Origin of the sequence: Halovenus salina, assembly GCF_026410925.1 — an archaeon.
Classification (GTDB): domain Archaea; phylum Halobacteriota; class Halobacteria; order Halobacteriales; family Haloarculaceae; genus Halovenus; species Halovenus salina.
Genome location: NZ_CP112972.1, coordinates 769,837 through 789,852, shown reverse-complemented (window position 1 = coordinate 789,852; position 20,016 = coordinate 769,837). Strand labels below are relative to the sequence as shown.

Annotated in this window: 21 protein-coding genes; 10 read left to right on the top strand and 11 right to left on the bottom strand. The window is 62.2% G+C overall.

Features of this window, described 5'->3' with window-relative positions:
* The first annotated feature begins 45 nt into the window (after window positions 1–45).
* Complete coding sequence (locus OSC37_RS03955; RefSeq protein WP_267163308.1) at window positions 46–531, top strand: DUF309 domain-containing protein; 486 nt, start codon at window positions 46–48, stop codon at window positions 529–531.
* A 94-nt stretch (window positions 532–625) separates the two neighbouring features.
* Complete coding sequence (locus OSC37_RS03950; protein WP_267163307.1) at window positions 626–1,768, top strand: CBS domain-containing protein; 1,143 nt, start codon at window positions 626–628, stop codon at window positions 1,766–1,768.
* On the opposite strand, the gene OSC37_RS03945 is transcribed toward OSC37_RS03950, so the two are convergent.
* Window positions 1,765–3,042, bottom strand: coding sequence for a HEAT repeat domain-containing protein (locus OSC37_RS03945; protein ID WP_267163306.1), 1,278 nt, complete (start codon window positions 3,040–3,042; stop codon window positions 1,765–1,767). The two genes, OSC37_RS03950 and OSC37_RS03945, sit on opposite strands and share 4 nt — an antisense overlap.
* A gap of 97 nt (window positions 3,043–3,139) precedes the next feature.
* On the opposite strand from OSC37_RS03945, the gene OSC37_RS03940 reads away from it, so the two are divergent.
* The gene (locus OSC37_RS03940; protein ID WP_267163305.1) at window positions 3,140–3,574 is read left to right on the top strand and encodes a cupredoxin domain-containing protein; all 435 of its coding nucleotides are present in this window, start codon (window positions 3,140–3,142) and stop codon (window positions 3,572–3,574) included.
* A 57-nt stretch (window positions 3,575–3,631) separates the two neighbouring features.
* Complete coding sequence (locus OSC37_RS03935; protein WP_267163304.1) at window positions 3,632–3,892, top strand: hypothetical protein; 261 nt, start codon at window positions 3,632–3,634, stop codon at window positions 3,890–3,892.
* On the opposite strand, the gene OSC37_RS03930 is transcribed toward OSC37_RS03935, so the two are convergent.
* Together OSC37_RS03930 and OSC37_RS03925 are read right to left on the bottom strand one after the other, a co-directional pair.
* Entirely contained in the window at window positions 3,881–4,309 is a 429-nt protein-coding gene (locus tag OSC37_RS03930) for a GNAT family N-acetyltransferase (RefSeq protein ID WP_267163303.1), read from the bottom strand. The two genes, OSC37_RS03935 and OSC37_RS03930, sit on opposite strands and share 12 nt — an antisense overlap.
* 1 nt (window position 4,310) lies before the next feature.
* Window positions 4,311–5,651, bottom strand: a complete 1,341-nt coding sequence (locus OSC37_RS03925) for a DUF92 domain-containing protein (protein ID WP_267163302.1) — start codon at window positions 5,649–5,651, stop codon at window positions 4,311–4,313.
* Window positions 5,652–5,787: 136 nt separating this feature from the next.
* Here OSC37_RS03925 and OSC37_RS03920 point away from each other — a divergent pair, with 136 nt between their 5' ends.
* The 4 genes from OSC37_RS03920 (at window position 5,788) to OSC37_RS03905 (ending at window position 9,308) form a co-directional block, all read left to right on the top strand.
* Window positions 5,788–6,198 carry a CBS domain-containing protein gene (locus OSC37_RS03920; protein ID WP_267163301.1) on the top strand — a complete coding sequence of 137 codons (411 nt, stop codon included), beginning with the start codon at window positions 5,788–5,790 and terminating at the stop codon, window positions 6,196–6,198.
* A gap of 47 nt (window positions 6,199–6,245) precedes the next feature.
* A complete protein-coding gene (locus OSC37_RS03915) occupies window positions 6,246–7,937 on the top strand; it encodes an NAD(+)/NADH kinase (protein WP_267163300.1) in 1,692 nt (563 codons plus the stop codon).
* A gap of 72 nt (window positions 7,938–8,009) precedes the next feature.
* A complete protein-coding gene (locus OSC37_RS03910; protein WP_267163299.1) occupies window positions 8,010–9,059 on the top strand; it encodes an NAD(P)/FAD-dependent oxidoreductase in 1,050 nt (349 codons plus the stop codon).
* A gap of 51 nt (window positions 9,060–9,110) precedes the next feature.
* Window positions 9,111–9,308 carry a hypothetical protein gene (locus OSC37_RS03905; protein ID WP_267163298.1) on the top strand — a complete coding sequence of 66 codons (198 nt, stop codon included), beginning with the start codon at window positions 9,111–9,113 and terminating at the stop codon, window positions 9,306–9,308.
* Window positions 9,309–9,334: 26 nt separating this feature from the next.
* On the opposite strand, the gene OSC37_RS03900 is transcribed toward OSC37_RS03905, so the two are convergent.
* Window positions 9,335–9,724: a hypothetical protein gene (locus OSC37_RS03900; RefSeq protein ID WP_267163297.1), complete on the bottom strand. Its 390-nt coding sequence runs from the start codon at window positions 9,722–9,724 to the stop codon at window positions 9,335–9,337.
* A gap of 148 nt (window positions 9,725–9,872) precedes the next feature.
* Between OSC37_RS03900 and OSC37_RS03895 the strand changes: the two genes are divergently transcribed.
* Window positions 9,873–11,570 carry a YcaO-like family protein gene (locus tag OSC37_RS03895; RefSeq protein WP_267163296.1) on the top strand — a complete coding sequence of 566 codons (1,698 nt, stop codon included), beginning with the start codon at window positions 9,873–9,875 and terminating at the stop codon, window positions 11,568–11,570.
* A gap of 1 nt (window position 11,571) precedes the next feature.
* Here the strand turns inward: OSC37_RS03895 and OSC37_RS03890 are convergent, their stop codons facing one another.
* The 5 genes from OSC37_RS03890 to OSC37_RS03870 all read right to left on the bottom strand — a co-directional run bounded on the left by OSC37_RS03890 (window position 11,572) and on the right by OSC37_RS03870 (window position 16,562).
* A complete protein-coding gene (locus OSC37_RS03890) occupies window positions 11,572–12,720 on the bottom strand; it encodes a DUF63 family protein (RefSeq protein WP_267163295.1) in 1,149 nt (382 codons plus the stop codon).
* Window positions 12,721–12,784: 64 nt separating this feature from the next.
* On the bottom strand, window positions 12,785–13,618 hold the full coding sequence (locus OSC37_RS03885; RefSeq protein ID WP_267163294.1) for an inositol monophosphatase family protein: 834 nt from the start codon (window positions 13,616–13,618) through the stop codon (window positions 12,785–12,787).
* A gap of 63 nt (window positions 13,619–13,681) precedes the next feature.
* A complete protein-coding gene (locus tag OSC37_RS03880; protein ID WP_267163293.1) occupies window positions 13,682–14,692 on the bottom strand; it encodes a metal ABC transporter permease in 1,011 nt (336 codons plus the stop codon).
* 2 nt (window positions 14,693–14,694) lie between these two features.
* Window positions 14,695–15,432 carry a metal ABC transporter ATP-binding protein gene (locus OSC37_RS03875; protein WP_267163292.1) on the bottom strand — a complete coding sequence of 246 codons (738 nt, stop codon included), beginning with the start codon at window positions 15,430–15,432 and terminating at the stop codon, window positions 14,695–14,697.
* On the bottom strand, window positions 15,432–16,562 hold the full coding sequence (locus tag OSC37_RS03870) for a metal ABC transporter substrate-binding protein (protein WP_267163291.1): 1,131 nt from the start codon (window positions 16,560–16,562) through the stop codon (window positions 15,432–15,434). The genes OSC37_RS03875 and OSC37_RS03870 overlap by 1 nt, the downstream gene beginning before the upstream one ends.
* Window positions 16,563–16,853: 291 nt before the next feature.
* Here OSC37_RS03870 and OSC37_RS03865 point away from each other — a divergent pair, with 291 nt between their 5' ends.
* Window positions 16,854–17,021 (top strand): DUF1931 family protein, encoded by a 168-nt coding sequence (locus tag OSC37_RS03865; protein ID WP_267163290.1) that lies wholly within the window; start codon window positions 16,854–16,856, stop codon window positions 17,019–17,021.
* A gap of 59 nt (window positions 17,022–17,080) precedes the next feature.
* Here OSC37_RS03865 and argS read toward each other — a convergent pair whose 3' ends face one another.
* Both argS and OSC37_RS03855 read right to left on the bottom strand, forming a co-directional pair.
* Window positions 17,081–18,832 carry an arginine--tRNA ligase gene (gene argS, locus OSC37_RS03860; RefSeq protein ID WP_267163289.1) on the bottom strand — a complete coding sequence of 584 codons (1,752 nt, stop codon included), beginning with the start codon at window positions 18,830–18,832 and terminating at the stop codon, window positions 17,081–17,083.
* 54 nt (window positions 18,833–18,886) lie between these two features.
* Entirely contained in the window at window positions 18,887–19,978 is a 1,092-nt protein-coding gene (locus tag OSC37_RS03855) for an aminopeptidase (RefSeq protein WP_267163288.1), read from the bottom strand.
* Between the last annotated feature and the right edge of the window lie 38 nt (window positions 19,979–20,016).

The window sequence follows — 20,016 nt, the reverse complement described above, 5'->3', positions numbered from 1 at the left end:
CACGGGGCAACGACCTTACCCGTCTAAAACTGGAAACGATACGGTGTGGACGAGCACACCCGAGACGACAGCGTGGAGCCGCCGACAGCGGGAACCCCGACCGGGTGGCACCCTGCCGAAGGGCGCTGGGAACACGAGACGCTCCGTCGTGCGGTCGTCCACGGCGTTCGTCTCTACAACGCTGGCTCCTACCACGAGGCACACGACTGCTTCGAGGCCGAGTGGTACAACTACGGGCGCGGCTCGACAGAGAGTGCCTTCCTCCACGGGATGGTTCAGGTCGCGGCCGGTGCGTACAAACACGTCGACTTCGAGAACGACGACGGGATGCGGAGCCTCTTCGAGACAGCACTGCAGTATCTCCACGGCGTCCCTGGTGACTACTACGGAGTCGACGTGCTTGCCGTCCGGACGACCCTGACAAACGCACAGACCGAGCCGACGCTGCTCGAGGGGTGGCAGATACCACTCGATAGAGAGTGCCCCACTGCCTGTGAAGCGGACTACACGTACGCCGAGCGTTTGGAGTGACACAGACGGTGGCGAGGCTGAGACGGGGTGGTGCCCATCAGATGAAAAAGAAACCAAGTTTGATAACCTCGGGTGACGAACATAACGCAGACCCATGGATATTGCTGATATCGCGACAACAGAGTACGAGGCAGTCGATGCCGACGAACGACTCGGGAAGATTCGGTCTCTCTTCGAGCGAGAGAACCCGAAAGGCATCGTGGTCACCGAGGACGGCAACTACGAGGGAGTCGTCAACCAGCGCCAGCTCGTCCAGTCCCACGTTCAGGACGACGCGAAGGTCCGCGGGCTCGTCCGCTCTGCCCCCAAGGTCGCCCGAACCGAGGATGTCCGCGAGGTAGCGCGTGTCCTCGTTGAGAGCAACGCAAAAATCGCGCCGGTCTTCGAGGGCGATAACCTCTGGGGCATCGTCACCGAAGACGCGATTCTGGATGCGGTCATAGAGAACCTCGATACGCTTACCGTCGGCGACATCTACACCGTGGATGTCATCACGGTCACCGAGAACACGAACATTGGCCGCGGCATCGGCCTGCTTCGGGAACACGGCATCTCGCGGCTGCCGGTACTCGACGACGACGGACACATCTCCGGGATGGTGACGACCCACGATATCGCGGATTTTGCCGTCCGCGACATGGAGCGCCAGCACAAGGGCGACCGCTCGGGTGACCGAGAGCGTATTCTCGATATTCCTGTCTACGATATCATGAACAGCCCTGTTGCGACGACAACTGTCGATGACACCGTCGACACTGCCGTCAGCCAGATGCTCGACAACGACTACGCCGGCATGGTCGTCACACCTGACGACGACGACCGCGTTGTCTCGGGCATCATCACCAAAACCGACGTCTTGCGTGCCCTCACCTACACCGAACAGGACCACATGGACGTGCAGATCACAAACATCGAACTCATCGAAGCGCTCTCACGGGACGCCATCCGCCAAGAGATCGAGGAGGTAGCCGAGAAATACCAGAAGATGCAGGTCCAGCACGCACACGTCCGTTTCCACCGACACAAGGAAACCAAACGCGGTACGCCGCTCATCCAGGCACAGATTCGGCTGCGGACCAACCGCGGCCAGGTCGCCGGCTCCGGCGAGGGGTACGGCGCAGAGAACGCCTTCCGCGTCGCTATCGACAAGCTAGAACGACGCGTCCTCGAACTCAAAGGAGTACAGGCCGACGAGGAGTACAAGGGACAACTGCTCCGAAAGCTCGGCGAACTCTAGCCCGACGCCGCTTTCTCTGCTTCTGTCTGGACGATATACGACCGGTCGTCGGTGTACGCCGCGGCCGCGTCCAGGGCACGCTCGGTGCCAATCTGGTTGAGCGCCCACGCCGCGCTTGCCCGAACTTCGTCTTCTGAATCTGCTGAGAGCACGTCCGACAGCGGGTCGATAGCGCGAGTGTCTCCGATGAGACCGAGTGACCGGGCCGCCGCGGAGCGAACCTCAGGGTTGTCCGCACCGAGGCGTCCGACGACCTCCTCGGCGGAGTCTTCGTTACCAATCATTCCCAGTGCGCGAAGCGTGGTCTTCTCCAGCTTGACATCTCCGCCGCCAAGGAAGTTATGCAGCGTCGAGCAGGCACGCTCGTCGCCGATGCGGCCCAGAATCCGCACGGCCTGGATATTCCGGCGCTGTGCCAGTCCTTGCACTTCCTCGTAGGCTTCCTCGGGCGCGATGTGTTCGAGCGCGTCGAGGATGTTCTCCTGCATGAAATCCGAGTCGAGCTTGTCGAACGCGGAGAGAATCGGCTCGACCTCGCCGCGTTTCTCGTAAAGCTTGACCGCGGTCCATTCTGGCGGGAAGTCCTTGCGGTTCTCGGATTCGAGCACGTCATAAAAGCCCTCGCGTCGGAGCTGTTCGCGGATTTCGAGGTCGCCAAAAAGCGTCGCGTCCTCCAGTTCACTTTCGAGGTCCTCGGCGCTTTCCAGGAGTTCCCGAATTTCACTCTCGTCGGTGTCGGGGTGGAAGCCACTGTCTGTGATTTCCACCCGGACGGCTGAAAGTGTCTCCGCGGCCGCTTCCGACGTCTCGCCGGTCTCGCCGTAGGAGCCAGAGAGAACGACTGTCGCGGTGTCGACGTATGACTCGACGGCCTCGATGACCTCTGGGACGCCTTCGTCGGCCCACTGGCTCGAGGTGATTGTCGATTCGGCGCTCTCGACGGCGTCGGTCACCTCCTCGACGTAGGGCCCACGCTGGTCCTCGATGTCGTCTCCCAGGGAGGAGAGGCGGTCTTCGAACTCGTCGCGGGGGTTCTCTTCTTCGTCGTCCTCGTCGTCTTCGTCGTCTGTTTCGTCCTCGATTTCGACCGCAAAGGTCACGTCGTCGAGGTCGCTCTCGATATCGTCGAGGAGCCCTTCGGCTTCGTCGAGGTCGGCCTCTGTTTCGGCAGCCTCGACTGCCTGTGTGGCCTCATCGAGTCGCGATTCGAACGGTTCGGGGTCGGCAGGGTCGATCTCCCCGTTGTCAGAGTCGTCGCTGTCCCCGTTGCTCATGCGTCTATCTCTGACGGTTTCGGGCAAAGGCGTTTCCCTTTCTCACTGGGCCGAAAAAACCGTGGTGCCTATATGAGTGCATTCCTGACTCCCGTGTATGGAGCGCCGGAGATTCATAGCGACCGTCGGAAGTGGCGTTGCAGCCGGAGTTGCCGGCTGTCTTGACGTGGGTGGCGACCCGACCGGCGAGAACGAAGTGGGGATGACCATCAGCAAGTTCCGGCCCGAAGAGATAACGGTCGAGCCCGGAACGACCGTGACATTCATCAACACGAGCTCGCACACCCACACCGTGACAGCCTTCGAGAACGCGACGCCGGAGTCGGTCGGCTTCTGGTCGTCCGGCGACTTCGACTCACAGGACGAAGCCGAGTCGGCGTGGCAAAACAACGGCGGCGGCGGCCTCTCTCCGAACGACGAGTTCACCTTCACCTTCGAGGAGCCAGCGACCTACCCCTACTTCTGTATCCCACACTACCGCCCCGAGGCCGGAACCGGGATGGAAGGCCGGATTGTTGTCGAAGATGCCTGATTCTCTACCCGAGACACGGGGAGCATACTTAAACTGATTCCAGATGTATCCGCAGGTATGACAACAGAAGGTAACAAGGAGCTCGGGGTAGCCGAACGATTCGTGAGAGTCTCGGTCTCGATAGTGGTCATGGTTCCGGTGACGGTCTTCGTCGGCTACGGCGGCTGGCTGGTGTTGACACTTACTGCGGTACTGGGTCTGTACGATCCCGAGACCGAAGACGGGGACGTACTCCGCGAGCGCCTGTTCGAGTGGCCCGACCGAAACCGTGAGGTGATGCGGACAGACGGATACGAGCCGCTACCGCTACGGCCGTAGCTCCCTCGTGAAGACGACTGCGTCGCCCGACTCGAAGAACCCGTCGAGTACCTCTCCCCGTTCGAATCCGTGTCGCTCGTAGAACCGATGGACACGACTCGCTGTTTCGCGGGCCGTCAGGCGGACCGTCTCGGCCCCTGTCGTTTCGAGGTGTGTGAGGACTCTCTCCAAGAGTTCGGAGCCGATTCCCTCGCCTTGGTGGGTCGTGGCGACGGCGAGTTCGAGCAGCAATGCTGTGTCCGCACTCTCCATCAGAAGTGCGTAGCCGACGGGGCCGCCGTCGTCAGCGACGAACAGCCCGAGTGGGCCGTCGATTCCGGCCGCAAGCAGGTCCGGAGAGGGTTCTGCCAGCGTGCTCTCCTGGATGGAGCGCAGTTGTCTCTCGTCTGTCAGTTGTCCGTCCCGGATTGTAACCATATCAGAGTGGGAGGTTCAACGCGGTCGCCAGCCCTGCGCCGACGATGGCGGCCGCAACAGTCGCGAGGAAATTAACGCCCTGGTTACCCAGGAAGCGTCCCTCGATGGTCGCCCCGAGGAAGCTGTCGACAGTCATACCGACGAGTCCAGCGAAGACAATTACTCCCGCGCCGAAGGCTGTGATTCCGCCGAAGCCGACCCAGGCGATAGCGGCGATGATGGTGGCACCACAGAGGCCGGCCAGTTCACCCTGCCAGGTGACAGCGCCGTCAACACCCGGCTCGGCGACTTCGAGTGTCGTCACGAGCCGCGGGTTGTCGAAGAGGCCGCCAATCTCACTGGAGAGCGTATCGGCGAGTGCAGCTCCCACAGCACCGGCAAAGGCATAGAAGAACACCGCCTGGGAGACGCCGTACTCCGTACTTACCGCGCCGGCAAGGACAGCCACGAGGGCGACAAGCGAGTTCGCCAGCACGTTTCCGGTCCCACGGGCTCCTTCGTTCTCCTGGGCCACACCGCGGTCCAGCTTGCGGTCGAACCGGAACTTTGAGGCCACGCCCCCGATGCCGAAGAAGGCGACGAGGATGACAAACCAGGCGAAATCACCTAGCACGATTGTCAGCAGGCTGAGCAAGACTCCGGTGAGCATTCCGGCCAGTGACGCGGTTTCGAGCGCATACGAAGCGTAGCCAAGCACCACGGTCAGTCCGAGCGCAACGGCGATACGCGTCGTCGTAATCTCCAAGGGTAGGGTCGAGAACAGCCACAGCATCATCGCCACGGCCACCAACACAAGCGCGTCGTCGCGCCGGTGTAACATCTGCTGGAGAAGGGCGGCAAACAGCGCCCCGCTTGCAGCGAGAAACGTCACAAGCGGGACGCCGGCAGATTCCGTCGTGAGTTCGACTGTCATCAGCTGGCCTGTCGCCGACGCGAGAAATCCACCGACAACGAAGCCCGCAGTCGCCCGCACCTGTTCGTACCGGTAGGCACGGACGAGCTGGGCGGCGAGGTTGCCGAACACGAGGAGAAGCACAGTCCCGACGTACACGTAGGCGGGCATCCCGAAGCCGACGGTGAGCGTCGCGAGTCCTGCCGCCGCTAGCGCAAACACCGCTAAGCCATAGAGTGTCCCGCTGCGTCTGTCGGCGGGCCGAGCAAACAACTCGAAGAGAACACTCTCGGTGTCAACCCAGAGTGCGCCGGCCGCCACCGCCAGAAACGGGCCGATAGCGGCGGCAGTTGCGACAGCCGGCTCCTCGACACCCAGCACCCACGGCCCGACGAGCGCGAGGCAGCCAACAAGCGCAAATGCGGCTGCACGCCGGACTGCAGTTGTCACAGTCATCCGGTATTCCCGACCGCCACTTACGCTTTCCGAACCGTCTGTCTGGCGAAACAAGCGTCAGGCTTGTAGGTCAGAACTGTGAAAGACAGACATGGCAGTCATAGATATTGCACGCACAAACGTAGTAACGGTGGAACCGGGGGAGTCAGTCGACACCGTCGTCCGGCGAATGCACGGCGACGCAGTCGGGAGCGTGGTCGTCGTTGATGACGAGAAACCGCTTGGACTCGTCAGCGACCGCGACCTCGCGATGGCCGTTCTCGACGAGACATTCGACGCAGAGGAGACCGATATCGTCGAGTTCGTCGACGAGGAGACGCCGACAATCGAAGGGGATGCCGGCGTGTACGACCTGGTCGAGCTCCTCTCACAGAAGGGGCTCCGACGCGTTCCTGTCGTCGAGGACGGCGAACTCGCCGGCATCATCTCGCTGAGCGACGTGGTCGTTCTGCTCGGGATGGAGCTCCAGCACGTCGGCACCGCGATTCGGAGTTCCTCGCCGGCCTACGAGCGCTCCGGCATGGAGTACTACCACGACTGAGACCGAGGGCAAACGACTTATCCACGGCGGAACCATCGGACAGGGTAATGAGAGGGTCCCGGCTGGCTACGACCGAGCGCGTCGTCTGTATCGCAGCACCTGGGACCGAGGAGGTCGTCGACTCGGTCGCGTCGGCCGTCGCAGACCACGGCCGGGCGTTCGTCACCTACGATGTTGGGGAGACCATCGAGGAGTATCGTATCACTGGTGGCGACGTGCTCGGCGTCGTGGTGGGTGGCGACGGGACGTTCTTGCGTGCCGTCGAGGAGTTCGCTCCCCGCGAGATTCCGTTTCTCAGTATCGACACGGGAACGCTCGGGTTTCTGACAGTTACCGCTCCCGAAGCTATCCCGGAGACATTCGACGAGATCCTCGGCGGCGAGGCGACGATTATTGAGCATCTACAGGCCCGCGTCGTCGCTGACGACATCGACGAGACAGGTATCAACGAAATCCAGTTCGACGCCCCCGCAACCCGTCGCCGGCGGGCCGAAACAGAGCAGTCGAGTGGGGGCCGGTGTGAACTGGAAGTCTTTGTCGACGGCGAGTACGTCGGCAGATACGAGGGTGAGGGAATCCTCGTCAACACGCCGACTGGGTCGACTGCGATGGCGCTGTCTTCGGGCGGGCCGGTTCATTTTCCTGCGGGCAACGAAACGCTCCAGATCACGCCTTTGCATACCTACAACGCGAGCGTCCGACCGATTGTGGCCGACGCCGACTCCGAAATCACAGTCGTACCGGCAACAGATGCTCGACTCTCAGTCGATGGCTCCCGGCCGGAAATGGCCGTGACTGCGGGGACGAAGTTCACCGTCACCGGTGCGGAGACACCCGCCTATCTGGTCCAAAGTTCGTTCAGCAATAGGACAATGGACACGCTAACCTCGAAACTCGGCTGGAACGTCAAACGGCGCGCCGATACCGGTAACCGCGAGCGTGCTGCCGGACCGACCGACCTCTTAACGGCCGCAGGCGACGTAGCCAGGGAGGCTGCTGTCGCGGCCGGCAGACCTGCCCGACGGATTTACGACCGCATCGAGCGCTCTGACTCCGGGCTGGTCAGCGAGGAGCTCGTCGGGGCGGCACTCTCCCGGAGCGAGCGCATCATCACCGCTATCGTGGGCTCTGCGTTTCCCGACCACACGGTTCTCTCCGAAGGGTGGACTGTCAACGCCGGCACCAGCCCCTACACATGGGTCATCGACCCAATCGACGGCACTGGGAACTTCGTCCACGGCAACCCGAACTTCACCGTCGCTATCGCACTGGCCAAAGACCAGACGCCGGTCGTCGGCGTCGTCTACAGCCCTGTCACAGAGGAGTTGTTCCACGCTGTCCAGGGAAAAGGGGCGTATCGAAACGAGACGCCAATCGAGCCGACCGACCGGGCCCGAATTGACGAGAGCATGCTGCTTTCGGGGTACGACCCGACCGGCGAGTTCCTCAAACGCTACTACCGCCGCGCTCGCGGTGTCCGGCGGCTCGGCTGTGCCTCACTGCATCTCTGTTATGTGGCCGCCGGGAGTGCCGACGCCCACTGGGAGTACGACACATACCCATGGGATGTCGCCGCGGGGCTGTGCATCCTTCGGGAGGCCGGCGGCGAGTCGACACACGCCGACGGGAGCGAGTACGAACTCCAGCTCGAAGACACTGGCACCCGCGCCTCCTTGCTCTCCTCGAACGGCTCGCTCCACGGCGCGTTGCTCGAAGCGTTCCCCGAAGACGGATTCTGATGGAGATCGGTTGTGTCCGGACGGGACAAGAGAGCGCAATCTACAAACCGACGATACCCCTACTAGAGAGCAATGACAGCTGAATCTACCGACCACCGACGACTTATCATCGCTGGCACAGGTATCGCGGGACTGTCGGCGGCAATCTATGCCGGCCGTGCGAACAACGACCCGCTCGTTCTCGAAGGCGACGAACCGGGCGGACAGCTCACGCTCACGACCGACGTCGCCAACTACCCCGGCTTTCCGGAGGGAATCAGCGGGCCGGACCTGGTCAACGAGATGAAAGAGCAAGCGACCCAGTTCGGTGCGGATATCGACCACGGGGTCGTCGAGTCAGTGACGAAACTCGATGATGGGCGAATCCGCGTCGCGTGTGCAAACGGTGATGTGTACACGACCGACGCCTTCATCGCCGCCTCCGGCGCGAGCGCCAGGACGCTCGGTGTTCCCGGCGAGGACGAACTGATGGGGTACGGTCTCTCGACGTGTGCCACCTGCGACGGCGCGTTCTTCAAAGGCGAGGATATGCTGGTCGTCGGCGGCGGTGATGCCGCGATGGAGGAGGCGACCTTCCTCACGAAGTTCGCGGACACGGTGTACATCGCACACCGCCGTGAGGAGTTCCGCGCAGAGGCCCACTGGGTCGACCGCGTCCAGAAGAAGGCCGACGAGGGCGACATCGAGATCCTCCGAAACACCGAGCTACTCGAAATCCACGGCTCACAGGAAGCGGGAATCGACAGGGTCACGCTCGCACAGAACGAGTCGGGGTATCCGAAAGACAACCTGGACGACGACGAGACCGAAACCGTCGAGATGGACGTTGGCGCGGTGTTCTACGCAATCGGCCACACACCCAACACCGAGTACTTCGAGGACACCGGCGTCGAACTCGACGAGACGGGCTATGTCACGGTACAGGGCGGCGACGGCGGCGGGCAGACCCGAACTGCTGTCGACGGTATCTTTGGCGCCGGGGACGTGGTCGACCACCACTACCAGCAGGCAGCCACTGCTGGGGGCATGGGCGTCAAGGCGGCCCTCGATGCCGACGACTACCTGGAAGACGTGCCCGAACGCGACGCCGAACCTCCACAGGCGACCGCAGACGACGACTGATAACTGATACCTATTTTACGCGCGGGTGAGTAGACGCCTGCCACGAGGGCTATGCAGGGATATATACTTCTGGAACGGATGGGGTACGTTCTCGTCTATATGCTCACGGCAATTGCGCTTGCAGTGAGCGCGGTGTTGACTTTCCTCGGACTGTTCTCGTTCGGGTCGCTGGTCTGGTGGCCTACGATTGCGCTGTTGCTGGTCGTTATCCTCCTCGAAGTACACAGGTTCTACACGCTTGCTGGCTGACCGGGAAGGCGCGAACGCTGCCCGACTCAGCTATAGCCTGCAATCTCTCGGCTCGACAGGAGCCGTTCTGCCTCGCTGACTGTGTCTGCCTTCTCGCCGCTGTACCCCACATCCGTCGACCGTCGCTCGAAGGCGTGTAACACTATCTTGCTCGTCTCGTCGTCGATGACGCGGACGACTCTGTCGACGCCCATCTCCCTGAGGCTGGCCTGTGCCTCCTTGATTGGCTCGGCGGCGTCCGGCGACGGCGGCTTGAATCCAGCAAGGTCGTTGATGATGTCGAACTCCCCTTCGAGTTTCTCGGCCTCGGAGACTGCCGCTTCGGCTGCCGCCTCGATCTCCTCGCCGTCCATCCGTCCGTTCAGGTCGATATACAGACGGTTCTCCGCGATGTCTGCTGTCATATCGTACGTCATGTACGAAACGTGTCCCGACTCTCCGATAGGCATTGGCCTGCGATACTGAGGTCTTTAAGTTACTATCTCAGCTTGGGAGACAGAACAGGATACTCTGTGACGACAATGCTCCCTGGGGCTTTTTATTTCGGCCCTCGTCATCACGCACATGACAGTCGGTATCGTCGGTAGTGGGCCGGCAGCCGCGGCGGCCGAGGCGGCACTCGGCGACGTGGCTGTCGACACAGAGCGTCGCGACCGGACGGAACTGACAGACCTGGAGCTTGCGGTGGTCGTCGGTCAGGTCGGCGACGACCGCTTCGATCTGGTCAATGAACGCGCCCTCGAGGTCGGCCTCCAGTGGGTGGCCGTCGAGCTCGGCGGCGTCGGCGGAATTCCTATCGTCGACGCCGCGGTCGCGGGCTTCGGTCCCGAGACGGGCTGTTACGAGTGTCTGTCCGGGCGCGTGAATGCGAACCTCGACCCGCAGGCAGAGCCGGCGGCAGCACCAGCAGCACACACCAGCCGCTTTGCCGGCGCAGTCGCGGGCAGAGAGGCGGTCCGGGCCGTCGAGTCCGACGCCGACATCTTCGGTCGTGTGGTTGTCGTCCCGTTCAACGAACGAGAGTTCCTCCCGCTCCCGAACTGTGCCTGTGACACAGGACGCAGTCGGGAACTCCCACGCCAGTACGTCGAACGCGACCTCGATGACTCGCTGACCCGTGCCGAGCGGGGCTTCGACGACATGCTCGGCATCGTCCAAGAAATCGGCGAGGCGCAGTCGTTTCCGGTGCCGTACTACCTGGCACAGAGCTGTGATACTGCTGGGTTCAGTGACGTGAGTGCGGCACGGGACGCGGCCGGCGTCGCCCCGGACTGGGACGGCGCGTTCATGCGCGCACTCGGCGAGGCACTCGAACGCTACTGTGCTGGCATCTACCGGGTCGACAACTTCGAGACCGGAACCCCCGCGGAGATACCGAACGCGGTCGAGCCGGCGTCGTTTGTCACCCGTACGGAGCCAGACGGCACAGAAATCGAGTGGGTTCCCGGTGAGAATCTCTCGACGCGCGAGGAGGCGATGCTCCCCGCGGAGTTTGTCCACTTCCCGCCGCCGTCACGCCGGTATCGCCCGCCGATTACGACCGGACTCGGCCTGGGCAACAGCGATATCGAGGCACTGCTCTCGGGGCTGTACGAGGTCATCGAACGCGATGCGACGATGCTGTCGTGGTACTCGACGTTCGACCCGCTCGAACTCGATGTCGACGACGAGACGTTCGAGACGATGACCGAACGGGCCGCCTCAGAGGGTCTCTCGGTGACGCCGATGCTTGTCACACAGGATATCGACGTACCTGTCGTTGCCGTTGCCGTTCACCGTGACTCCTGGCCACGCTTTGCGCTTGGCTCTGACGCAGACCTCGATGTCGCCGAAGCGGCCCGGTCGGCGCTGGCCGAGGCGCTCCAGAACTGGATGGAACTCGATGGAATGGGCGAGGAGGCAGCGAGCGATGCCCTGGGCGAAATTGGCCGCTACGCGCAGTTCCCCGAGACCGCTCGCGAGTACATCGACACTGAGTCCACGATCCCGGCGGGATCGGTCGGGCCGGCCGAGGTGCCGACTGGGGCACAGGCGCTCGACGAGGTTGTCGCACGGGTCACTGACGCCGGACTAAGCGCTTACGCGGCGCGAACGACGACGAGAGATGTCGAACGCCTTGGGTTCGAGGCCGTGCGTGTTACGGTACCCGAGGCACAGCCGATGTGTTTCGGCGAGACCTACTTCGGTGAGCGGGCGAGTCGGGTTCCCGAGGAACTTGGTTTTCGGCCGCAACTCGACCACGACCACCACCCGTATCCCTGATTCAGATGCCGAGTGCGACTCTGACCATATCGCGGGTTCCCGGTCCGAGACCGACTGCGACCACTGCGCCGAGCAACATGACCGCAAAGCGCGGACTTTCGTCCATGAACTGCTTGTCGAACAGCGCGAGAATCAACACCGGGGCTGCGAGTTTCACCAGCAGGAACGGCCACGCCTCACCGACGTAGGTGCCCAGAATCTCTGTCCCGCCCTGGAGGCTGTTCGTCGTGCTCATCACGAACTGATTGAACGGGTGTTTCGCGCCGTAATCGAGCCCGTGCCAGACCTGTGTCCAATCATTGGCGAGGACGTTCGCCGCCCCGTCGACGGCGTGGGCCCAGATGACGACCAGCCCCATGCGGCCGGTCCCCTCGTGGACCCACGGCGCGACTCTATCTGCCAGGTAGTAGACGCCGACCGTACAGAGAGTTGCAACGCCGAGCGTGACAGCCAGGATGCCTGGGTACAGCGAGACGTAATCTGTCGTCACAGAGAGGGCGACGAGATAGACAAACGAGACCGTAAGCACGGTCGCTCCGGCCCCGGCAATCGGTCGTGTCCAGGTTGCTGTCAGCTCTCGGCCGTGCAGGAACTTCCCCAGCAGGAACGACCCGAGGGCCATAGCGAAGACGGTGAAGTAGATGAAGGGGCTGATGAGGAGCGCACTGACCGGATACTCGAGTCCCGGCGTCACACCGGCATCTATGGCTGCGATGAAGCTGTCCTCAACCGTTCGCAGGACGCCGCCAAAGAGCATGAACGGGAACAGCGAGTAGAAAAAGCCACGGTGTGGACGGAGGCTGAAGCGGTCGAGCAGGAGATAGATGCCTGCGAGCATGAACACGAGAATCCCGATGTAGCCGGCTGTGGAGGTGACGGTATACCCCTCGGTGACGACGAACTGGTTGGCGTCAGCGACACAGGAGGTCGCCTCGGAGGTCAGCATCTCGGCGCTTCCTTTGTCGTAGACGAGACAGTCGTACTCGGTCGCGTCCACACGGACGGGGCCGATGAAGTATCGCCAGAGAACCTCGTCGTACACGCGCTGTGGGAAGGCGAGTGCGCCGCCGACGACTGCGACTACAGCGCCAACGAACGCCGTCACCCACGCCAGCTCGGGACTCACGTCGTATCGGTCCAGCAGGTCCATACTGGGAAGGCGGTGGGCCGACGGTTTTTATATTGTGGTCTCGTGTGCCCGGCCCGCACACACCTCAGACTTCCAGACCGATACCGTCCTGAATCGTCTCGAGCAATCGGTCGTGTGCGTTCCCGTTCGAGACGACAAGTCCCTCGCTGTCGACGTGCCAGCGGTCACCGTACACGTCTGTCGCCATTCCTCCCGCCTCCCGGACCAGATGGACGCCGGCAAGCGAGTCCCAGGGCTGGGGTCGCGTCGGCATGAACGCCGCGTCGAGACCCCCCGACGCCACGAGTGCGAGCGCGCCCTGCATTGCCCCGAACCGTCGGATGTCGCCGAACTGCTCGATAGTCCCCTCAAACAGCGGCGTCCACTCGCTGCGGCCGGTCACCGGCCACCAGCCGTTGAATCCGACCGCGAACGTCTCGGGGTCCTCGCGGTCGCTCACCTGCATCGTTGTATCGTTGCGAGTCACACTCTCGGGACCGGCGGTGTAGATATCTTCGAGCGCCGGCATGTACGTCGCGACGGCGACCGGTTCGCCGTCTGTCACCGCGGCGACGACGGTACTCCAGAACTGGATGCCCCGGAGATAGTTCCCCGTGCCGTCGATTGGGTCGACGACCCAGGCGTCGCCCGTCTCTGGGACGCTGTCGACAAGCGAGAGGCCGCTGCCGGCGTCGACGGGTTCGACCTCCTCCTCACAGACCAGTGTTGCGCCCGGGAACTCCTGTGAGATCGTCGAGATGACCTGGAGCTGTGCGTCCCTGTCGGCCGTACTGACAAGGTCGTTTTTGTCGCCTTTTGTCTCTGGGGTGACCCCATCCCGAAAGGTCCCTCGTGCAACAACGCCACCGGCGCGGGCCGCCCGCTCGGCGGTTGCCGCCCGATGTGATTCATCTGTCATACCTCTCTCTCACGAGTGCTCCGGCATAGGCACTACGAAACGGGTTGGTAACAGCCAACTTTCTTACTCTTTGCCTGCTCCGCCGTCGGATGTCGCTGGTGGTGTGACTGTCTCGCCTGTCGCCGAAACGCGGTGGCGGGCACGCTCGCCAACAGTGGCGGCAGCATAGACCGCGATAGCGACCAGGACAATCGTCCCGCCAGCAGCCACATCGTAGTGATAGGACAGCGTGACGCCGGTTACCGTTGAGAAGAGCCCGGCACAGACCGCGCCGGCGACTGACCGCTTGAAGCCACGAACCGACGTGGCAGCAGCCACCGGAACGACGAGCATCGCCGCGACCAGGATCACACCCATAATCTGCATCGCGGCGACGACGACAACGGCGGTCAACACTGCGAGTAGCTGATTGTACCGACTGACACTGAGGCCAGCGGCCCGTGCACCCACCTCGTCGAATGTGATATACACCAGTGGACGGTAGGCGACCGAGACACCGACGCCGACGACGAGACTCAGGGCGAGTAAAATCGCCGCATTGACCCGGGTGACCGTGGCGAGTGACCCGAAGAGATAGGCATTGATTCCAACAGCAATGCCGCCATCAGTCGCCGTGATGAGAACGCTCCCGACAGCGAACGAGCCGGCCAACACGATAGCCAAGGAGGTGTCGTGGTAAGCCCCGGCGTAGTCGACTAGGGTCTGGACAAGCAACGCGGCAACTGCCGCGACGACGAGTGCAGTCAAAAGCGGCGGCACGGTCACACCGAAGGTGGCGTTGACGAACAGCCCGGCCGCCACACCGGCGAACGCCGAGTGTGCGAGCGTGTCGCCAATCATCGCCATCTCTCGGTGGACGAGGAAGCTCCCGACGAGCGGGCCAATAAACGCGATACAGATTGCTGCGAGGTAGGCCCGTTGCATGAACGGGAACCCCAACACGTCAATGCCGGTCACGTCGGCGACAACGTCCATGATATGACCCCAGAAACCGTCGAGAACAGCCTCGACAATGCGGTCTATCGTGCTCTGTGTGCTGAGAGCGCCAGCAGTTGGGATATGTATTTGGACCATCGTTAGTGATTGTGCTGGAGGACCGACTGTGAGTCGCCGTACGCGTTTCCAAGTGCGTCGGTCTCGACGAACGTCTCGGGGTCGCCGTGGAAGAACAGCTCGCGGTTGAGACAGGCAATCTTGGAGGCGTGTGTCGTGACGACGCCAATATCGTGTTCGATGAGGACGATTGTCATTCCGTCTTCGTTGAGTTCATTGAGCAGGTCGTAGAATGCTCCGCGGGACTCCGCGTCGACACCGACGGTCGGCTCGTCGAGTGCAAGCAGGTCCGCGTCGGCTGCAAGTGCCCGGGCGATGAAGACGCGCTGGCGCTGTCCACCCGAGAGCCGCCCCACACGCCGGTCGGCGAGGTCGGTTATCTCCACCCGTTCGAGGGCCTCCTCGACGGCGGCGTGGTCTGTCTCAGAGAACCGACCGAACAGCTTCCGTGGGTACCGTCCCATCCGGACGGCCTCTCTGACGGTGATCGGCATCTCGTTTTTCGCGTTCGCCACGTCCTGTGGGACATAGCCGACGCGGTCGCCGTGTGTCGCACTCGATGCCGGCGCACCGAACAGGCTAATCGACCCGCTGTCGGGGTGACGGAGCCCGATCATTAGCTCAAGAAGCGTCGTCTTGCCCGACCCGTTGGGACCAACGAGGCCGAGGAACTCGCCCGCTTCGACGTCGAGTGAGACGCCGTCGACGACCGGCCGGTCGGCGTAGGCGAACGCGACATCTCGGACTTCGATGACGGCCATTATGCGTCAAGTACTCGTTCGAGGGTTGGAAGGTTTACGTTTTCCATGACCTCGATGTACCCCCATCCCTCGCTCTCCCAGTCGTCGGTGAGTCCGGGCATCGCCGTCAGCGACAGCACCTCCTGGGCGTCGGTGTCTCCAACGAGCTGTGTGGCCGCCTGCTGTGATTCGAGTGGGTCGGCACAGATGTACTGCAGGTCGTGGCGGTCGATGACCTCTTGTGCCTGTTGTCTGTCTTCGAGGGTCGGGCGGTCGTCGGGTGAGACGTTGGTGAGCGCTGCAACCTCGATGCCGTAGCGAGCGCTGAAATACTGGAAGGAGTTGTGTCCCGCGACGAGGATGACGTTGGTCGAGGCGTCGGCGACCATCGCCTCTATCTGCTCGTGGAGGTCGTCGAGGTCGCTTTTGAGTTCCTCGGCGTTTTCGGCGTAGACCTCTTCATTTTCGGGGTCCACTTCGGCGAGCCCCTGGCTCGCGTTGTCGACTGCAGTTTTCACTCGGAGCGGGTCCATCCAGAAATGGGGGTCCATCCCAGATCCGTGGTCGTGGCCGTCGTGGTTGTCATCTTCGTCGTGATCGTCGTGATGTTCATCCTCGTCGTGGTCGTGGCTGTCTTCTTCGTTGTGATCGTCGTGATGTTCATCCTCGTCGTGGTCGTGGCTGTCTTCTTCGTTGTGATCGTCGTGGTTGTCCTCCTCGTTGTGGCTCTCGCCTTCCTCAGCGTGGTCGTGTCCGCCGCCGCCGGCTTCCAACAGACCGATATCACGGCTGATCTCAAGAGAGGTCACGTCTGCGTTGTCGGCTTCGAGGTCGGTCCTGATGTCGTCGGCCCAGGGCTGGAAGTCGGGCATGCCGTGGACGAACAGGTCTGCCTCTCGGATGTCCTGACGGATGCTCGCACCGGGCTCCCAGCCGTGGCCGTGTTGACCGACTGGCACAAGCAGGCTTCCATCGGCTGTCTCGCCGGCGACCCGACTCATGATATCTCCGAACACGAAAAACGACGCCTCCGCAGTTGTCCCACTCGACCCTGTACTGTCGTCTGAATCGCCGCCGATACAGCCGGCGAGGGCGGCAGTCGTCCCGGCACCGGCAACTCCGGATAGCAGTCTTCGTCTGGTGAGGTTCATGCTCAATTAATAAAACAAGGCACTATAATAATAATCTTGCGGTTGTAGTTCCGAGATTTTCACAACCAGCGCGAACAGACGGGGCTACGTTGGAAACAACAAGGGTATCGACCAGAGCGGTTGTTCTATTTCTGATGTGTTGGGGTGTTAGTCACTAGTTGTGCCTGTCATGTGACACACATTCTCGCTCGGTGAAGCCACACATACATCTTTGCCGCAACTCCGCTCACAGCGGCTATAACGCAGGAAAACGGGAAAACTTATAAACAACCCTCTGGAAAATTCCCCTGTATGGCAGACCTAATCGTCAAAGCTGCTGTCAAAGAAGAGTTGGATGATATGAACGTTGCGTCGGACTTCTACGATGCCCTCGACGAGGAGGTCGAAGACCTTCTCGCAGACGCAGCCCGACGTGCCGAGGAGAACGACCGCAAAACGGTGCAGCCGCGCGACCTGTAAGCAGGGATTCTGCCCTTTACGGGGCTTTCTTTTCAGACACTCCGTAGCAACAGCGAAAGTTACATCGATTCGGGTGCTTCGACTCCGAGTACGTCGAGAGCGTTCGCAATCGTGTTCCGCGCTGCGACGACGAGGGCGAGCCGCGCGTCCCGTACGTCCTCGGGTGCATCGACGACCGGACACTCCCTGTAGAAGGAATTAAACGCCTCGGCAAAGTCACGGGTGTACGTCGCGACGATGTGGGGAGTCCGCTCGATTGCGCCCTCCTCAATGACCGCGGGGAATCGCGCAATCTCCCGCAACAGGGTACGCTCTGGGTCGCTGTCGAGGAGCGTGGCGTCTATCTCTGTCGCCGGGGCCTGGTCGGCTTCGTCGAGGATACCACACGCACGTGCGTGAACGTACTGAACGTACGGCGCAGACTGGGCCTCGAAATCAAGCGCACGGTCCCACTCGAAGGTGATGGCTTTGGTCGGCTGCTTGGCGACGATGTCGTACCGGACCGCACCGACGCCGACCTGCCGGGCGATGCGCTCGATATCGTCCTCGGTGAGGTCGTCTTTCCGAATCCGGTCGTCCATCCGGGTCTCGACCTCGTTGCGGGCGCGCTCGATTGCCTCGTCAAGCAAGTCGTCGAGCATGATACCCGTCCCCTCACGCGTCGACATCGAGTCGCCGCCGGGCAGATTGACCCAACCGTGTAACACCTGCTCCAGCGCGCCGGTGTCGTTGCCGAGAGTCTCGAGTGCGGCCTGCAACTGTTGTGCTTGGAGACCGTGCCCCTCCCCGAGAACCGTTACGGCCTCGTCGTAGTTCTCGAACTTCCACTCGTGATGAGCCAGGTCCCGAGTGGTGTACAGGGAGGTGCCGTCCGAGCGCAGAAAGACAAAATTCTTGTCGATATCCCACTCGGTCAGGTCGAGTTGCCAGGCGTCGTCCTCGTAGACTGCATGCTCGCTTTCTTTTAGCTCTGCTGCGATTTCCTCTGTCGAGCCGTCTTCGATGAACCGCGTCTCCTTGACGAACTCGTCGAACTCGGCGGGCAGGCGTTCGAGACACTCCCGCATGCCGCCTAGTACCGTGTCCACAACCTCGCCGACGCGCTCGTAGGTCTCCTCGTCGCCCGCTTCGAGTCCCTGGATGATGGACTGTACCTCTGCCTCGGCTTCCTCGACTGTCTCCTCGTCGCCCTCTTCGAGGACGGTGTTCCCTTTCCGGTAGTACCGGACCATGTCGTACTCGACGCGGTCCCGCTCGGGTTCGGGCAGGTCCGCCTCGTCGAAGGTCTCGTAGGCCCAGGTGAACACGGCAATCTGACGGCCGGCGTCGTTGACGTAGTAGTGGCGGTCGACATCGTACCCGGCGTATTCGATCAGGTTCGCGAGCGCGTCACCGACAATCGGGTTCCGCGCACGCCCGACGTGGACGGGTCCAGTCGGGTTCGCGCTCGTGTGCTCGACGACGACGCTCGTCTCTTGGTCGGGCAGCTGTCCGTACTCTTCGGCCTGTCCAGCCTCGACAGTTCCGGCGAAGTACGCCTCACTCGGCAGGAAATTGACGTACGGACCGTTCGCAGCGACGGTCTCGATGTACTCACACGAACCGGCGTCGAAGGCGTCGACGATATCGCCGGCCACCTTGGGTGGCGGCGCACCGGCCTCTCCAGCCAGCCGGAAGGCGACGCTCGATGCCAGCACGGCGTCGACATCGTCCGGCGGTTGTTCGATACCGAGGTCGTCTGTGGGAAAGTCGAGCGTCGAGAGCGCATCTTCGAGTTCGGCCTCGACCTCCCCACGCATCGCGAGGAACATACTCTGAGCGAGTATACTCGCTGGCGTCTATTTGCCTCTGGCGATTGCCTGTGACTACTCTTCGAAGCCGTCCTCGAAACGGAAGGTCCCGTCGCGCTGGACGACCTCACCGTCGACCTCGATACGCGAATCCTCACTCATGTCGACGATCATGTCCATGTGCATCGCACTCTCGTTTGTCTCGTTGTCTTCGCCCACAGTGTCGCCGTAGGCACGACCGAGTGCCATGTGGACCGTATCGCCCATCTTCTCGTCGAACAGCATATTGTAGGTGAACTGGTCGATGTCGCGGTTCATCCCGATACCGAGCTCACCGAGGCGGCTCGCTCCCTCGTCGGTGTCCAGCACCGCCGAGAGCACGTCCTCGTTTTTGGCCGCGTCGTAATCGACGACTTCGCCGTCCTCGAATTTGAGATAGACATCCTGTATCTCTCGGCCCTGTGCCATCAGCGGCTTGTCAAAGAGTACCTCGCCCTCGACGCTGTCGGGAACCGGCGCGGTGAACACCTCGCCGCCGGGAAGGTTACGCTCGCCGTAGTCGTTCAGCGTCAGGTTGCCGGCGACGGACATCGTCACGTCGGTTTCCTCACCCGAGACGATGCGAACCTCCTCGGCTGGGTCGAGAATCTCGACCATCTGCTGTTGGTGTTCTCGGATGGCCTCCCAGTCTTTGTTGACGGCGTTCCAGACGAACTCCTCGTACTCGTGGGTACTCATCTCGGCGTCCTGGGCGTTACCGGGTGCAGGGTACTGGGTCCCAACCCAGCGTTTCCCCATCCGGACCTCCATCAGCTCCTCGTTCTCGCGGGCGAGGACAGAGGTCTTTTCGGGGTCGATGTCGCTTGTTTCGTTTGTGTTCTCGTCTGCCCGGATGAGGATGACGACGTCGGCGTTCTCCATCGCCGCCAGCGAGACAGCCGACTGCGAGATATCCTCGACATCGATTGCACGTCGGTAGGCCGCAGACACGCGCGAGCTGTTCATGCGCGTCGAGAGGTTCGCTCCGCGCTCGCCACACAGCTCGGCGATAGCGACGATGAGGTCTTCGGCGACAGGGTCTCCTTGGAGGATAACTTCGTCGCCCGCCTGTACATTTACCGAGTGATCAACGATAGTTTCGGCGTGTTCGCGGACTCGCGGGTCCATACTGTGGTCTCGCTTCAGCAGTCGCTTAACAGTAGCGA

What these genes read in the sequence shown, in the direction of transcription:
- OSC37_RS03950 (WP_267163307.1), top strand. Translation starts at nt 626, where the DNA reads ATGGATATTGCTGATATCGCGACAACAGAGTACGAGGCAGTCGATGCC.
- OSC37_RS03945 (WP_267163306.1), bottom strand. Translation starts at nt 3,042, where the DNA reads ATGAGCAACGGGGACAGCGACGACTCTGACAACGGGGAGATCGACCCT.
- OSC37_RS03940 (WP_267163305.1), top strand. Translation starts at nt 3,140, where the DNA reads ATGGAGCGCCGGAGATTCATAGCGACCGTCGGAAGTGGCGTTGCAGCC.
- OSC37_RS03935 (WP_267163304.1), top strand. Translation starts at nt 3,632, where the DNA reads ATGACAACAGAAGGTAACAAGGAGCTCGGGGTAGCCGAACGATTCGTG.
- OSC37_RS03930 (WP_267163303.1), bottom strand. Translation starts at nt 4,309, where the DNA reads ATGGTTACAATCCGGGACGGACAACTGACAGACGAGAGACAACTGCGC.
- OSC37_RS03915 (WP_267163300.1), top strand. Translation starts at nt 6,246, where the DNA reads ATGAGAGGGTCCCGGCTGGCTACGACCGAGCGCGTCGTCTGTATCGCA.
- OSC37_RS03910 (WP_267163299.1), top strand. Translation starts at nt 8,010, where the DNA reads ATGACAGCTGAATCTACCGACCACCGACGACTTATCATCGCTGGCACA.
- OSC37_RS03905 (WP_267163298.1), top strand. Translation starts at nt 9,111, where the DNA reads ATGCAGGGATATATACTTCTGGAACGGATGGGGTACGTTCTCGTCTAT.
- OSC37_RS03900 (WP_267163297.1), bottom strand. Translation starts at nt 9,724, where the DNA reads ATGACGTACGATATGACAGCAGACATCGCGGAGAACCGTCTGTATATC.
- OSC37_RS03895 (WP_267163296.1), top strand. Translation starts at nt 9,873, where the DNA reads ATGACAGTCGGTATCGTCGGTAGTGGGCCGGCAGCCGCGGCGGCCGAG.
- OSC37_RS03890 (WP_267163295.1), bottom strand. Translation starts at nt 12,720, where the DNA reads ATGGACCTGCTGGACCGATACGACGTGAGTCCCGAGCTGGCGTGGGTG.
- OSC37_RS03885 (WP_267163294.1), bottom strand. Translation starts at nt 13,618, where the DNA reads ATGACAGATGAATCACATCGGGCGGCAACCGCCGAGCGGGCGGCCCGC.
- OSC37_RS03880 (WP_267163293.1), bottom strand. Translation starts at nt 14,692, where the DNA reads ATGGTCCAAATACATATCCCAACTGCTGGCGCTCTCAGCACACAGAGC.
- OSC37_RS03875 (WP_267163292.1), bottom strand. Translation starts at nt 15,432, where the DNA reads ATGGCCGTCATCGAAGTCCGAGATGTCGCGTTCGCCTACGCCGACCGG.
- OSC37_RS03870 (WP_267163291.1), bottom strand. Translation starts at nt 16,562, where the DNA reads ATGAACCTCACCAGACGAAGACTGCTATCCGGAGTTGCCGGTGCCGGG.
- OSC37_RS03865 (WP_267163290.1), top strand. Translation starts at nt 16,854, where the DNA reads ATGGCAGACCTAATCGTCAAAGCTGCTGTCAAAGAAGAGTTGGATGAT.
- argS (WP_267163289.1), bottom strand. Translation starts at nt 18,832, where the DNA reads ATGTTCCTCGCGATGCGTGGGGAGGTCGAGGCCGAACTCGAAGATGCG.
- OSC37_RS03855 (WP_267163288.1), bottom strand. Translation starts at nt 19,978, where the DNA reads ATGGACCCGCGAGTCCGCGAACACGCCGAAACTATCGTTGATCACTCG.